This is a genomic window from Flavobacterium tructae, assembly GCF_001853485.1.
Lineage (GTDB): Bacteria > Bacteroidota > Bacteroidia > Flavobacteriales > Flavobacteriaceae > Flavobacterium > Flavobacterium tructae.
The window spans coordinates 114908-127542 of sequence record NZ_MIKE01000025.1; the positions used below are offsets into that span (position 1 = coordinate 114908).

At 35.5% G+C, this 12635-nt stretch carries 18 protein-coding genes; 1 reads left to right on the forward strand and 17 read right to left on the reverse strand.

The window, feature by feature from the left end; genetic code table 11:
* Window positions 1-58: 58 nt before the first annotated feature.
* From BHE19_RS16530 to BHE19_RS16610, 17 genes are all read right to left on the reverse strand, one after another.
* A complete protein-coding gene (locus BHE19_RS16530; protein WP_070908044.1) occupies window positions 59-622 on the reverse strand; it encodes a Crp/Fnr family transcriptional regulator in 564 nt (187 codons plus the stop codon).
* A gap of 57 nt (window positions 623-679) precedes the next feature.
* On the reverse strand, window positions 680-1099 hold the full coding sequence (locus BHE19_RS16535) for a VOC family protein (protein WP_070908045.1): 420 nt from the start codon (window positions 1097-1099) through the stop codon (window positions 680-682).
* 72 nt (window positions 1100-1171) lie between these two features.
* Entirely contained in the window at window positions 1172-1750 is a 579-nt protein-coding gene (locus BHE19_RS16540; protein WP_070908046.1) for a YdeI/OmpD-associated family protein, read from the reverse strand.
* A 22-nt stretch (window positions 1751-1772) separates the two neighbouring features.
* Window positions 1773-2330, reverse strand: a complete 558-nt coding sequence (locus tag BHE19_RS16545; RefSeq protein ID WP_070908047.1) for a DUF4256 domain-containing protein — start codon at window positions 2328-2330, stop codon at window positions 1773-1775.
* 68 nt (window positions 2331-2398) lie between these two features.
* Window positions 2399-2779: a DoxX family protein gene (locus tag BHE19_RS16550; protein ID WP_070908048.1), complete on the reverse strand. Its 381-nt coding sequence runs from the start codon at window positions 2777-2779 to the stop codon at window positions 2399-2401.
* A 26-nt stretch (window positions 2780-2805) separates the two neighbouring features.
* Window positions 2806-3276: an SRPBCC domain-containing protein gene (locus tag BHE19_RS16555; protein WP_070908049.1), complete on the reverse strand. Its 471-nt coding sequence runs from the start codon at window positions 3274-3276 to the stop codon at window positions 2806-2808.
* A gap of 7 nt (window positions 3277-3283) precedes the next feature.
* Window positions 3284-3607 carry an ArsR/SmtB family transcription factor gene (locus tag BHE19_RS16560; protein WP_070908050.1) on the reverse strand — a complete coding sequence of 108 codons (324 nt, stop codon included), beginning with the start codon at window positions 3605-3607 and terminating at the stop codon, window positions 3284-3286.
* Between the two features lie 147 nt (window positions 3608-3754).
* Entirely contained in the window at window positions 3755-4144 is a 390-nt protein-coding gene (locus BHE19_RS16565; RefSeq protein ID WP_070908051.1) for a hypothetical protein, read from the reverse strand.
* A 195-nt stretch (window positions 4145-4339) separates the two neighbouring features.
* The gene (locus BHE19_RS16570) at window positions 4340-4708 is read right to left on the reverse strand and encodes a hypothetical protein (RefSeq protein WP_070908052.1); all 369 of its coding nucleotides are present in this window, start codon (window positions 4706-4708) and stop codon (window positions 4340-4342) included.
* Between the two features lie 145 nt (window positions 4709-4853).
* Window positions 4854-5786, reverse strand: a complete 933-nt coding sequence (locus BHE19_RS16575) for a transglutaminase (protein WP_070908053.1) — start codon at window positions 5784-5786, stop codon at window positions 4854-4856.
* Window positions 5787-5804: 18 nt separating this feature from the next.
* Entirely contained in the window at window positions 5805-6656 is an 852-nt protein-coding gene (locus BHE19_RS16580) for a substrate-binding domain-containing protein (RefSeq protein ID WP_070908054.1), read from the reverse strand.
* Between the two features lie 53 nt (window positions 6657-6709).
* Window positions 6710-7183 carry a DUF4265 domain-containing protein gene (locus BHE19_RS16585; protein WP_070908055.1) on the reverse strand — a complete coding sequence of 158 codons (474 nt, stop codon included), beginning with the start codon at window positions 7181-7183 and terminating at the stop codon, window positions 6710-6712.
* A 31-nt stretch (window positions 7184-7214) separates the two neighbouring features.
* Window positions 7215-7607, reverse strand: a complete 393-nt coding sequence (locus BHE19_RS16590) for a VOC family protein (RefSeq protein ID WP_070908056.1) — start codon at window positions 7605-7607, stop codon at window positions 7215-7217.
* A 4-nt stretch (window positions 7608-7611) separates the two neighbouring features.
* Window positions 7612-8052, reverse strand: coding sequence for a DinB family protein (locus tag BHE19_RS16595; RefSeq protein ID WP_070908057.1), 441 nt, complete (start codon window positions 8050-8052; stop codon window positions 7612-7614).
* A gap of 36 nt (window positions 8053-8088) precedes the next feature.
* Complete coding sequence (locus tag BHE19_RS16600) at window positions 8089-8958, reverse strand: nucleoside phosphorylase (protein ID WP_070908058.1); 870 nt, start codon at window positions 8956-8958, stop codon at window positions 8089-8091.
* A gap of 124 nt (window positions 8959-9082) precedes the next feature.
* Window positions 9083-9415: a translation initiation factor gene (locus BHE19_RS16605; RefSeq protein WP_070908059.1), complete on the reverse strand. Its 333-nt coding sequence runs from the start codon at window positions 9413-9415 to the stop codon at window positions 9083-9085.
* A 115-nt stretch (window positions 9416-9530) separates the two neighbouring features.
* On the reverse strand, window positions 9531-10481 hold the full coding sequence (locus BHE19_RS16610) for an isopenicillin N synthase family dioxygenase (protein ID WP_017498286.1): 951 nt from the start codon (window positions 10479-10481) through the stop codon (window positions 9531-9533).
* 171 nt (window positions 10482-10652) lie between these two features.
* Here BHE19_RS16610 and BHE19_RS16615 point away from each other — a divergent pair, with 171 nt between their 5' ends.
* Complete coding sequence (locus BHE19_RS16615) at window positions 10653-12629, forward strand: alpha-ketoacid dehydrogenase subunit alpha/beta (protein WP_070908060.1); 1977 nt, start codon at window positions 10653-10655, stop codon at window positions 12627-12629.
* Window positions 12630-12635: the final 6 nt, after the last annotated feature.

The following is a 12635-nucleotide window of genomic DNA, read 5'->3' on the forward strand; positions in this document are numbered from 1 at the left end:
TAAGGTTAAAAAACAGGACAAAATTGAGTTTAATAAAGGTTTTACCAATTGACTTTGGTCAAGAAATGCGTTTGCGGATTCTGCTGAGCGTCTCCGGAACAACACCAATGTAGGACGCAAGATATTTGAGAGGAATCTGCTGAATGTATTTAGGTTGTTCCTCAAGAAGACTCTGATAGCGTTCCTTCGGAGTTTTGGTTAAAAGATTCAGTTCTCTTTTTACTTTTTTATCCAATAAATATTCAGTAGCGATACGGCCCAGTTTTTTTGCTGTTTCACATTTGTCATAAAGTTTCTGCAGCTGATCGTAAGAGACAGAGTACAATTGGCAATCTGTAAGCGCCTGAATATAAACCTGTGTTTGAGTTCTGTTGTAAAAAGAATCGTAGGCGCAGTAAAAGGAGTTTTTAAACGCAAAATCAAAGGTAATTTCCTTGTCATTGGTAAGTACAAAATAGCGGACAATTCCCGTATCTATAAAAGACAAATAATTCTCCAACTGACCGTTAGTTAGAATGAACTCGTTTGCAGAAAACTGACGTGTTTTGATACAGCTTAAAAACTCGGCGATATCCTTTTCTGAAAAGCCAAGTTTAGCAAAATACAATATTAATGAATTCATTTAAAGTGATTCAGTCTGATGTTTGTAGTAAAGATTCAAGTTTGTCAGGCATTTAAGTTATGCCGGTTCCCAAAGTTCAATTTTATTGCCTTCAGCATCCATAATGTGAACAAACTTTCCATAATCGTAGGTGGCAATATCATCAAGTACCGTTACACCGTTTTCTTTAAGCTGTTTGACAAGAGCTTCAATATGCTGCACTCTGTAATTAATCATAAACTCTTTTTTCGAAGGAGAGAAATACGCATCATCCTTCTTAAAAGGGCTCCATTGAAGAGATTCTACGACTTCAGGAGCATCTATTTTTCTGGATTCAAAAGTAGATCCCCAATCGTTAACTTCAAGTCCTAAGTTTTTGGCATACCAATCTCTGGTTTCCTTTGGGTTTTCTGAAAAAAAGAATATGCCTCCAACTCCCGTTACTTTTGGTGTCGGGTCAGAAGAGGAGGGATTGGTTTGATTTTTTTTGTCTTCCATGAGTTTTGTTTTTTATACTAAGATAAAACTATTCTTCTTTATTAAAACGGTTCCTACATCATCTTTAAAAAATTAGTCTTTCAATCCTTTTCCCTGAAGAATCTGATCCGTCATATTTTCTACCCTGGACGCTCTGGTTTTAGATTGTTTTGGGCTTGAAAAATACAGTAAGTAAGCCCGTTGACGACCTGGAGTTAAAGTGTTAAAAGCAATTTCAAGAGCCTTGTCTTCATCTAGTTTTTGTTGAAATTCTTCTGCAATCTCAAATTCGGATGTCTTCTTTAATTGTACTTTCAAACCGGCTTTTTCTATTTCAATGGCCTGATAAATATACGTTTTTAAGATTGCTTTCTGAGCTTTGATTTCGTCAAGACTCGTAAAACGAATTTGTCTTGCGGCCTGAACATTCTCGCTCTGCTGTATTAGAATTCCGTCCGTATCTTTCATTAAGGCTCCTTTAAAAAACAGAAAAGCACAATACTCTTTGAAAGAATGTATTAAAACAACATTATTGCCATGCAGCGTATAGCAGGCTGTTTCCCATTTTAATTCTTCTGTTAAATGGCAATCCAGCGCAATTTTTCGTAACTCTTCCAGTTCTTTTTGCCATTTTTCAGCATTCTCAAAGTAAAGATCAACTTTAGGGTTCATATGCTATTGTTATTAAAATTCATTAAACTCTCAAAGAGCCTCTAAAACCTCTGGCTGCATAATATGATTCAGCGCCATTATGATACACAAATACGGTATTGTAGCGAAAATCAGAAAACAATGCACCACCCAGTTTGCGAATTTCAGAAGGTGTAACAATCCAGCTTGAAGTTTTGGTATCAAACTTACCCAGTTTTTGAAGTTCTTTGTATTGTACTTCATCTAAAAGTTCAATTCCCATCTCTTCGGCCATATTTACAGCACTTCCGGCAGGTTTGTGTTCTTTTCTTTTTTCGAGTGCCTCATGATCAAAACACAGACTTCTTCGGCCTTTTGGACTTTCGGGAGAACAATCGAAGAAAATAAATTCTCCCGTTTTCTCGTCAAATCCAACAACATCCGGCTCGCCTTCGGTTCGTTCCATCTCATCGAGTGACCAGAGTTTCGCAGGATTTGCCTCCAGTTTTTGCTGAACATCATCCCACGCAAGACCTGTATGTCTCTTCATATTGTTCTCAAAACGGATTTGTAGTACTTTCAATAATTCTTCGCTTTGTTCTGTTGATAGTTTGTTTTTCATTTGGGTTTGATTTTTTAGAAGCTAAATGTTTTGATTGTAATAGTTTCACTGTTATGGATAGAAATTGACTAATTTGCTAAAATCGCTTTTCTTTCTAAAGGTCTGAAATACCAGGACACAATAGTCAAAACAATAAGCAATACCGGGCCAAATAGTTCTTTTGGATGATCTCCAACAACCAAATGCGAAAAAACAGCACCTGTCATGGTAAAGAAAAAGCCGGCATAGGCCCATTCTTTTAGTAATGGAAATTTAGGAATTAAGATAGCTGCGGCACCTAATAATTTCCAAATACCAATCAATGTTAAAAAATACACCGGAAACCCTAAATGCTGTATCATGCCTTCCTGTTCTTTTATTTTTAGCATTTGTACGATTCCTGTAGCAGTCATTCCTAACGCCAGCCATAATGTAGCAACCCAATAGATGATTTTGTCTCTTTTTTTCATGATTTTATAGTTTAGTTTAAGTTAGTTTAATTTAGTTTTTTGGAAGCGAATTCTTGTAATCTGTTGTGAGCCATATTGATTCCCTGAGCAAATGGCAGTTTTAGCATCTGATCTCTAAGTGCAGCAGATCTGTAAATAATATGCATTTTTAACTGACTGGTTTCTTCTGTTATCGCCTCAAATTCAAGAAACTCAAGTTGAACCGGAAAAGGAGAGTTCTCCATTTCAAATGTTCGCGTAATCTTCTGTTCCGGAAAAAACTCATGAACCACTCCATTAGCTTTAAAAACTACATTCCCTTTAGGGTCGGAAGTTTCAAATTGCCAGCTGCCATACTTCTTATTCTCAAGTTGTAGTACTTTGGTTCCCATCCATTGTTCAACAATTTCAGGCTCTGTATAAGCCATGAACAATAATTTTAGAGGAAGATCAAACTCTCTTGTAATTAATAAATCCTGTTGACCTTCTTCGGCAGTAATTTTCGTTTTTCGTTCCATAATTTGGTTATTCTTTCGGTTTATAGTTTTTCATGATATTTTCCAGTTTGTTAAAACGATCGTCCCACATTTGGCGGAACGGTTCTATAAAATCAGCAACTTCTTTCATTTTTCTGGCATTAGTAACGTAATAAATTTCCCTTCCATTTTGCGTTTGCTCCAGGAGTTCACATTCCGTTAATATTTGAATGTGTTTTGAAATAGTTTGTCTTGAAGAATTAAAATTCTCAGCAATAACTCCCGGAGTCATTGACTGGATAGCCACTAAGCTTAAGATTGCCCTTCGGGTAGGGTCGGCAATTGCCTGAAATACATCTCTACGAATTTCCATTGTGCAGTTATTTGACAGCAAATATAATGCAGTTATTTGACTGCGCAAAATTTTTGACACTATTTTTTAAAAATATTTTGTTGTAATGACAGTATTATCAATGTTTTATGGGCTTTCGGACGATGGAGTCGTAGAGTAGATAAGAAGTTAACGGCTCGCAATTTTAAATTCCATTCGGGCAAGAAAGAGTATAATTGCAATTTCCGCGAGAAAATAGAATACCGCTAAATAGGTTAGGTGGGTATAAAGATAGAGTAAGAGGCCTGCCGTGATACCACAGTACAACAGGTTTGCAAAAGCAATAATTTTTAGACAACCTCTCCAGTTCTCATTCGCAAACCAGTAACTCGCAAATGAAGATGCCATAAGCAAACAGGCTAAAACAGCAAGAAGATAAAGCGTTTTTTGGGGAACGCCGAAGTAGATTTCCAATTCAACCAATACTACGCCCAACAAAAGGGTAGAGAATAAAGCTCCTAAGCCGTCGATCAGAAATATTTTTTTCGAATTTAAAATCATAGGTTCTATTGGGGGCATTTGTTTTAGTTTATTAAAGCTAGGCTTAAAATATTAAATTACAATAGTTTGGCTCAAAAAAAAACCAAGTTAATGAAAGAATTCACTTTCAGAAGTGTTTGATTGCTTAAAAAGAGATTAGGGTATTACTCTAAATAAAAAACCACTCTTTCCGGTTTATAAAAGAGTGGTTTTACTGTTTTAAGGTGCAAAACATTATATTTTTTTGAGGGTAACTTTCATTTCTTTACTGTCTAGTGTCAGTTGATCTTCTGTTATGATACTTTCACAAGGGTAGGGAGTACCGGTTTCATCCTTTATTACTAAATTTTTACCACCTTTTGTTAAAGCATAAGTACCATTGTTAATTTCTTGAGTAAGATATCCGGTAACATGTCCGTCTTCCGTAAAGGTAAGTGTGCCTTGAGTTAGAATTACATTTTTCATAGAATCTGAAATCGGTAATTTAGGCTCTACAGCAGTAATTTTCCAGGAGTTCACTAATTTATTTCGACCTTTATGACATGAAATCATTAATACAGCCAGTAATGCAATTGCGAAGATAAATAATTTAGATTTTTTCATGATTTTGTGGTTATATGTTAAACTACAGAAAATTACAAAATTTATTCTAATTAAAAATCTAAAAATCAAATATTTATAAAATTACTATCACACATGAAAAAACCATAAATCTCAAGGGTTTTGTGCCTGAATAGCTTCAGAAAAACTAGTTTAAGGTGAGCTCTCCCAGAATTTCTTCGTACATAAAAGGGCCACCCGGATATTTGGCCGTATAGTCCAGGTTCATCCATACCTGTCCACGTTCGTCTATGTGGTAGTGAATTTTTTTACCATAACTTTCTTTTACAAAAAGCACATTTTTGATCAGGTAATTCACTTTTTCCAAGTCGATTGTTGAACCGATAAGTATTTCGGGGTAAATATGTCCTTTCGTATGAATCAATCGGGGAGTTCCGCCAATCGATCGAACTGCAGCGGCCATTAGTATAGAATGATCGTCGCAGTCGCCTGAAAAGTATTCTAAAGACTCACTCGCAGTTGCAATATAGTCCCCTTCTTTAGGATCATTAACATAATTCCAACGGCTGTTGATTTCTTTAAATACGGCAAAACACTGAATAATGGTTCTGTAGTCTGAATAACCTTTAAGGCCTTTAAAATGCTTAGAGGTAGCCATAATGGCAAAGTTTCGAACCTTTGGATTCTGATACTCTATCGCATTTATAATTTTGGATTTATTAGGAAACGGAAGTAGTTTTGCCACAATAATATCCTGTGGGAATGGATTGTCAGACATGGTGTAAATCATCGAATTGTAGTCTTCGGAGATTTCACTGAAGCCATAATTTCCAATAACCGACCCGTAGAACAATACTAATAAATATACTGCAATGCAGAGTATAATGATGGTTCTGAGCAACATTAGAAGAAAGAAAATTGCAGTAAAAACCAGTATAAAAATCAAAACACGATCTAAATTGAATGCCCATTGCAAATCGATTAGATTTTGATGCAATATGATAAAAATCGGAACCGTAATCAAAAGACTCAGCAGCATAATAATAATCCTGTCCCAGGGTGATTTCACCTGTAGTTTGGATTTTAACTGCGGAAAGTCAATTTTAGGAAATTTTATCATAAGATTCAAAAGCAGTTTTTACAGCGCTTTTACGGTTTCAACAAAAGTACTTTTTTTCTCAATAATTCCCAGATCAAATAACTGATTTTGAATTTTGATAAAAGCTTTCTCAGTCAGTTGCTTCTGAGACCATTGGGTTAATTTTAGCCACTCCTGAATGTCTTCTTGTTTTTGATTGAAAAGACTTGCCAGAGTTTTGTCAATATTTGGAATCTGAGCAAAATCCTGAGTTGTTCTATTGATTATCTCCAATATCTGCTCGACTATTTTGGGATTCTTTTTCAAAAACTCGTCTCTGATGGCAATTACAAACGATGGCCATGGCGTAGGGCAGTCACCAACTCTTCTAAAAATTCCTTTATCAACCAGGGGTTTCGTCATAAAACGCTCCCACATAAAATAATCGGCAGTTCCGTTAGTCAATGCTTCAACAGCGCCGTCTATCGTATTTATGATTTCAAACTGTAAATTATCGGTTTTCCATCCTTGCTCATGTGCATTGACATAAGCCATCAACTGTGATCCTGAACCCAATCGTGAAATGGCTGCTTTTTTATCTTTAAGATCTTTCACGGTCTCAAAAGTTGATTTTGCAGCAACATGAATCCCCCAAATCAAAGGTGATTGTACGTAGATCTGAACAATTTTACTTGGATTTCCTGCTGCAATATCTTTCAGAATACCTTCCGTCAGAATAACGGCAATGTCAGCTTCATCATTGCGAAGCATCTGACACATTTTACCGGTTCCTTCCGGAATGTCTTTCCATTGTAAATCAATATTTTCGGCTTCAAATTCACCATTTTCAATGCACATTTGCCATGGTAAATTGAAGTGCTCAGGAACACCTACAATTTTTACAGTTTTCATTCTAAGTTTAGTTTAAGTTGGTTAAGAGTATTCTAAGTGTATTGGGTGGGGTATTAATTTTTTAATAAATCGGTTCTGTGTTTGTCTGATAAACAAGGTTCGGCAAATTCAATTATAGCATTTGCTTCGTATTCTGATAATAAGTTTTTTACAATCGAATAATCGGTATTTTTTGCAATTTCGACTGCAAGAAAGGTATCGTTTAATGCTTCTGACAAACAATTGATTGCTTTTAATTTTTCGCGTATGATTTCTTTATCAAATTCTTTTTCAAGAATAAGAACCTGAACAATTGAGTTCCCTGAATGTTCTATGGTTTCTTTGTGAATAAAACACTTTTCATTTTCATCATATTCTGCTCTAAAGATATCATCTGTAGCAATTAAAGGACCGAAAAAGGGAATGTTATCCAGTTTAAAAAGACCTTTCTCTGAATCTAAAATTTCTGCCCACATGGTTTCCGACACTATTTCTTCCAGGTAAGTACTGTAGTATTTGAACAGTATTTTTTTATGTGTTTCTGCCATTATTTCATTTTATATTTTATTGCAACTTCTATTAATTGATCTGATCGATCACCGCTTTCAAAGGCGATATTACAATGCGATAACCGTCAGGATCTAAGAACATTTTTCCATTCTCGTTCCAGAAAGGGTTGGTTGCAGTTAAGATTGAGATGTTATTGCGTTCAATTCTGTCTATCAATTCGTTGTAGTCAATAATTGACTTTGGATAAAGCACAATTACATCATCTTCATCAAATGTATGATTTGCTTTTACTTTTGATTGTGTAAATTCAAAATGCCAGTCGGATTGTGGCATTCCAAGAAATACACCATCGTAATCTTTATGTTTCTCAAAGCTGCCCAAGAGTTCAAAACCAAGGACATTGATATAAAAATTAGCTATTTTTTCAATATTATCGGTATGTCGGGCAACTCTTAAAAACATAATTTTAGGATCTTATTTGATTAATATGATGTTCTAAATGTTCTACATAATCAGTCATTAAAAACTTTAAATCAATTACAGATGCATCGCTTAAAATGATCTCATAATTCAAAGCTTTTTCATCCACATTCTTCATGATCCTTACAATTTGACGGTTGATAGAAAACCAAAGTTGTGTGAGATCATTAATGTCCATGGTTTGATACTGATTTAAATTTACCAGATCCATTTGATTGTAAGGTCTGTGATAATAAGGTTTTTCCAGATAATTAATTTCTGTAAAACGAACCAGATTATGAATTCCTGAATCAACCAAATGTCCGATAACTTCTTTTTTTGACCATTTCCCGGGGTTTTTAGCTTCCAAAATTTCACTTTTCAGAGAAGGGAAATAAGCCGAATTATCCTTCAGTAATTTTTCAAACTTTAAAATAGCATTTTCCATGAATAATCTAATTTCTGAATGGATTATAGTATTGAATTAATTTCCTGCCAGTTTATCAAGGGTATACGCAATAAGTGCATCAACCGCTTTATAAGGATCCTCACTGAAAGTTCCCGAAGCACGATTGGCGATAATTGCATTTAACGAAAGCGCATTATGTCCTAAAAGAGCAGAAAGTCCGTATATCGCTGCAGTTTCCATTTCTAAATTGGTAATTCTTTGTTCGTCAAAACTAAAATTATCCATTTTACTATTTAATTCCTGATCCTGGATGTTCAAGCGTAAAACACGTCCTTGTGGTCCGTAAAAACCTCCGGCTGTAGCAGTGATTCCTTTGAACATTTGATCCGATTCAATAATTTTTTCCAGCTTTTCAGAACAAGCGATAGCATAAGGTTTTCCTTTTTTAGCATCCCAGTTCGTATGCTTGATGAAAGCTTCTTCGATATCAGCATTCGAAACTTCATCAATTAAGTAGGAGCGAAGCATGTTATCAAGTCCCAATCCGTATTTAGACATTACAAAACTGTCTACAGGAATATCGGTTTGTAAAGAACCTGAAGTTCCAATTCGTATAATATTCAAAGAAGTCAGATTTTCTTTTGGCTGACGTGTTTCAAAATCGATGTTTACCAAAGCATCAAGTTCGTTTATTACAATATCAATATTGTCAGGACCAATTCCCGTTGACATTACCGATATTCTTTTTCCTTTATAGATTCCGGTTTGGGTTTTAAATTCTCTTTTTTGTGTAGAATATTCAATAGAATCAAAAAACTGGGTGATTTTTTCAACTCTGTTTTGATCTCCTACGAAAATAATATCGTGCGCAATATGTTCAGGACGAAGGTTTAAATGGTAAACACTCCCGTCCGGATTAAGTATTAATTCTGAATTTTGTATCATTTTTTTTAAGGTTCTAAGTTTTTTTAAAGGTACTAAGACTCTAAGGTCCTGAGGTACTAAGTTTATTTGTTTCAAGTTTCAAGTTTCAGGTTGCTTTAACTTGAAACCTGAAACTTGAAACATTTCATCCGCCAACTCTTTTAGTTTTAAATCCTTTAGCTTTAAGGATTTCCATAATTTTATCCCGATAATCTCCCTGAATAATTATAGAGGCGTCTTTAAAAGTTCCGCCAACACTAAGTTTGGTTTTAATTTCTTTAGCCAATACTTTGAAATCTTCGTCTGATCCTTCGTAGCCTTCAATTATGGTAGTGGCTTTTCCTTTTCGTTTTTCGAATTTGCAAATCATAGGTTCCTTTTGGATATAAAGAACATGATCTTGTTCCTGAATCTCTTCAGGTTCATTGGATTCGACATGATCCGGAAACAAATTTTTTAATTGATCTTGTAAGTCCATAATTTTTATGCTAAAAAATAAATGCTAATTAAAGAAAGTATGTAAAAACCAAATTCCAAATCCCAATGATGAGTTTGGGATTTGGAATTTTTAAATTTTGGAATCTAATTTAGGTTTATTTCTTGATTAAACCTAAATCTACCAAGCGTTCGTATAAATAATCTCCAGCTGTAATATCTTCGAATTTCTTAGGATTCTCTGCATCAATACAGTTTTCCAAACAATCCAGCTTCATATCGCTTACCGGATGCATAAAAAACGGAATGGAATAACGAGAGGTTCCCCATAATTCTCTAGGTGGGTTAACTACCTGATGAATAGTTGATTTTAACTTGTTGTTTGTATGTCTTGATAACATATCTCCAACATTAATCACCAACTGATCGTCTTCAGCAATAGCATCAATCCATTCACCATCGTGATTCTGAACCTGTAATCCTTTACCCTGAGCACCCATTAATAAGGTAATTAAATTGATATCACCATGAGCAGCCGCGCGAATTGCATTTTCCGGCTCAGTAGTGATAGGCGGGTAGTGGATTGGTCTTAAAATAGAGTTTCCGTCTTTCGCATACTGATCGAAATAAAACTCATCCAGACCTAAATGTAAAGCTAAGGCTCTTAATACATAAACACCTGTTTTCTCAAGCATTTGATACGCCTCTTTACCTACAACATTAAAACGAGGTAATTCCGTAACATTTACGTTCTCAGGATACTCTGCTGCATATTTAGAAGAAGCATCCACGTACTGGCCAAAATGCCAGAATTCTTTTAAATCTCCCTCTTTGCGTCCTTTAGCATGTTCTTTTCCAAAAGATACATAACCTCTTTGTCCGCCAATACCGGGAATTTCATAATTATGCTTAGTTTCTACTGGCAAAGCGAAAAATTTTCTAATTTCGCTATAAAGCTCGTCTACCAACTGGTCGTCTAAAAAGTGACCTTTTAGGGCTACGAAGCCAATGTTTTCAAATGCACTGCCGATTTCATTTACAAATTTTTGTTTACGTTTCGGGTCGTCCGAAAGGAAATCACGTAAGTCTACACTAGGAATGTTTTGCATACTTTACATTTTTATTTAAAGATAAAAGGCGTTGTAAAACCTTTCAGTAACAAAGGTAGAGAATATTTTAGAATTCAATTTTAAAAGTTATACTAAAATTAAAATTTTCTAACAAAAAGCTATAAAATTGTTATATTTTTCTATATTTGAAATACTAAAAACTAACCGCTAATGATCTTTTACAGACAAGACCTAACTGACACTCAATTATTAGACTTATATAAAAAAATTCTCAAACCCCGATTAATCGAAGAAAAGATGCTCATCTTAATTCGTCAGGGGAAAGTTTCTAAATGGTTCTCCGGAATAGGGCAAGAGGCCATCGCAGTAGGAGTGACCTCTGTTTTAGATGATTCAGAATATGTGTTGCCTATGCACCGAAATCTAGGCGTTTTTACCAGCAGAAATATTCCGCTACATCGTTTATTCTCGCAATGGCAGGGAAAAGCAAACGGTTTTACAAAAGGAAGGGACCGCAGTTTTCACTTTGGCACTCAGGAATACAATATTATCGGTATGATTTCGCATTTGGGTCCGCAACTTGGAATCGCAGACGGAATTGCACTGGCGCATAAACTTAAAAAAGAGAATAAAATAACAGCAGTTTTTACAGGTGAAGGCGCTACCAGTGAAGGTGATTTTCATGAAGCGCTGAATATAGCTGCCGTGTGGAAACTACCTGTCATGTTTGTAATTGAAAACAACGGTTACGGGTTATCTACACCAACAAACGAGCAGTATTTTTGTGAAAACCTGGCAGATAAAGGAATAGGTTATGGTATAGAGAGTCATATTATTGATGGAAATAATATAGTGGAAATCTATAATAAACTGGCACAACTGAAAGAAGAAATGCAGAAAGATCCACATCCGGTTTTGCTGGAGTTTAAGACTTTCAGAATGCGTGGCCATGAAGAAGCGAGTGGTACCAAATATGTTCCGCAGGAGCTAATGGATGAATGGGCAGCCAAAGATCCCGTAGCGAATTACAAAAAGTATTTAATAGAAACCGGTGTTCTGACTACTGAATTTGACGAACAATTGCACAGTTCCCTTAAACAGGAAATTGATGAAAACTGGGCCATGGCAAATGCAGAGCCGGAAATCGTTCCGGATTATAGTGGTGAATTAGAAGATGTTTATAAACCTTTTGTTTATGAGGAAGTTAAATCTGATTCTGAAATAGCTAATATTAGATTTATTGATGCCATCAGCAGCAGTTTAAAACAATCGATGGAACGGCATGAGAATCTGGTGATAATGGGGCAGGATATCGCCGAATATGGCGGTGCCTTTAAAATTACGGATGGATTTGTGAAGTTGTTCGGGAAAGAACGTGTACGAAATACCCCAATTTGTGAGAGTGCAGTAGTTTCTGCCGGAATGGGACTGTCAATCAACGGCTGTAAGGCTATTGTCGAAATGCAGTTTGCCGATTTTGTTTCTACAGGTTTTAATCCGATCGTAAACTTGCTGGCCAAATCACATTATCGTTGGGGAGAAAAGGCCGATGTCGTGGTACGAATGCCATGTGGCGGTGGAACTCAGGCAGGACCTTTTCATTCACAGACCAATGAAGCATGGTTTACCAAAACTCCGGGACTGAAAGTTGTTTATCCGGCCTTTCCGTATGATGCAAAAGGATTATTGAATACTTCTATAAATGATCCAAATCCGGTACTGTTTTTCGAACACAAACAATTGTATCGCAGCGTTTATCAGGATGTTCCTGTAGATTATTACACTATCCCGTTAGGAAAAGCAGCTTTATTGAAAGAGGGGAACTCTGTTACTATTATTGCTTTTGGTGCCACGGTTCATTGGGCATTAGAAACGCTGAATAAAAATCCTGAAATAAAAGCGGATTTAATCGATTTAAGAACGTTACAGCCTTTGGATACCGAAACTATTTTTAATTCGGTTAAAAAGACAGGAAAAGTAATCATTTATCAGGAAGATACTTTGTTTGGAGGTATTGCGAGTGATATTTCGGCCTTGATTATGGAAGAATGCTTTGAACATTTAGACGGTCCTGTAAAAAGAGTAGCCAGTTTAGATTCACCTATTCCGTTTACCAAAGCATTGGAGGATCAGTTTTTAGCTAAAAATCGATTTGAAGATGTTTTATTAGAATTATTGAAATATTAATTACAA

Bases quoted from the DNA above. Each gene is read 5' to 3' on its own strand.
- BHE19_RS16555 (WP_070908049.1), bottom strand. From the start codon at position 3,276: ATGGAACGAAAAACGAAAATTACTGCCGAAGAAGGTCAACAGGATTTA.
- BHE19_RS16560 (WP_070908050.1), bottom strand. From the start codon at position 3,607: ATGGAAATTCGTAGAGATGTATTTCAGGCAATTGCCGACCCTACCCGA.
- BHE19_RS16610 (WP_017498286.1), bottom strand. From the start codon at position 10,481: ATGCAAAACATTCCTAGTGTAGACTTACGTGATTTCCTTTCGGACGAC.
- BHE19_RS16585 (WP_070908055.1), bottom strand. From the start codon at position 7,183: ATGGCAGAAACACATAAAAAAATACTGTTCAAATACTACAGTACTTAC.
- BHE19_RS16600 (WP_070908058.1), bottom strand. From the start codon at position 8,958: ATGATACAAAATTCAGAATTAATACTTAATCCGGACGGGAGTGTTTAC.
- BHE19_RS16595 (WP_070908057.1), bottom strand. From the start codon at position 8,052: ATGGAAAATGCTATTTTAAAGTTTGAAAAATTACTGAAGGATAATTCG.
- BHE19_RS16575 (WP_070908053.1), bottom strand. From the start codon at position 5,786: ATGATAAAATTTCCTAAAATTGACTTTCCGCAGTTAAAATCCAAACTA.
- BHE19_RS16540 (WP_070908046.1), bottom strand. From the start codon at position 1,750: ATGAACCCTAAAGTTGATCTTTACTTTGAGAATGCTGAAAAATGGCAA.
- BHE19_RS16605 (WP_070908059.1), bottom strand. From the start codon at position 9,415: ATGGACTTACAAGATCAATTAAAAAATTTGTTTCCGGATCATGTCGAA.
- BHE19_RS16565 (WP_070908051.1), bottom strand. From the start codon at position 4,144: ATGCCCCCAATAGAACCTATGATTTTAAATTCGAAAAAAATATTTCTG.
- BHE19_RS16590 (WP_070908056.1), bottom strand. From the start codon at position 7,607: ATGTTTTTAAGAGTTGCCCGACATACCGATAATATTGAAAAAATAGCT.
- BHE19_RS16570 (WP_070908052.1), bottom strand. From the start codon at position 4,708: ATGAAAAAATCTAAATTATTTATCTTCGCAATTGCATTACTGGCTGTA.
- BHE19_RS16545 (WP_070908047.1), bottom strand. From the start codon at position 2,330: ATGAAAAACAAACTATCAACAGAACAAAGCGAAGAATTATTGAAAGTA.
- BHE19_RS16580 (WP_070908054.1), bottom strand. From the start codon at position 6,656: ATGAAAACTGTAAAAATTGTAGGTGTTCCTGAGCACTTCAATTTACCA.
- BHE19_RS16615 (WP_070908060.1), top strand. From the start codon at position 10,653: ATGATCTTTTACAGACAAGACCTAACTGACACTCAATTATTAGACTTA.
- BHE19_RS16535 (WP_070908045.1), bottom strand. From the start codon at position 1,099: ATGGAAGACAAAAAAAATCAAACCAATCCCTCCTCTTCTGACCCGACA.
- BHE19_RS16530 (WP_070908044.1), bottom strand. From the start codon at position 622: ATGAATTCATTAATATTGTATTTTGCTAAACTTGGCTTTTCAGAAAAG.
- BHE19_RS16550 (WP_070908048.1), bottom strand. From the start codon at position 2,779: ATGAAAAAAAGAGACAAAATCATCTATTGGGTTGCTACATTATGGCTG.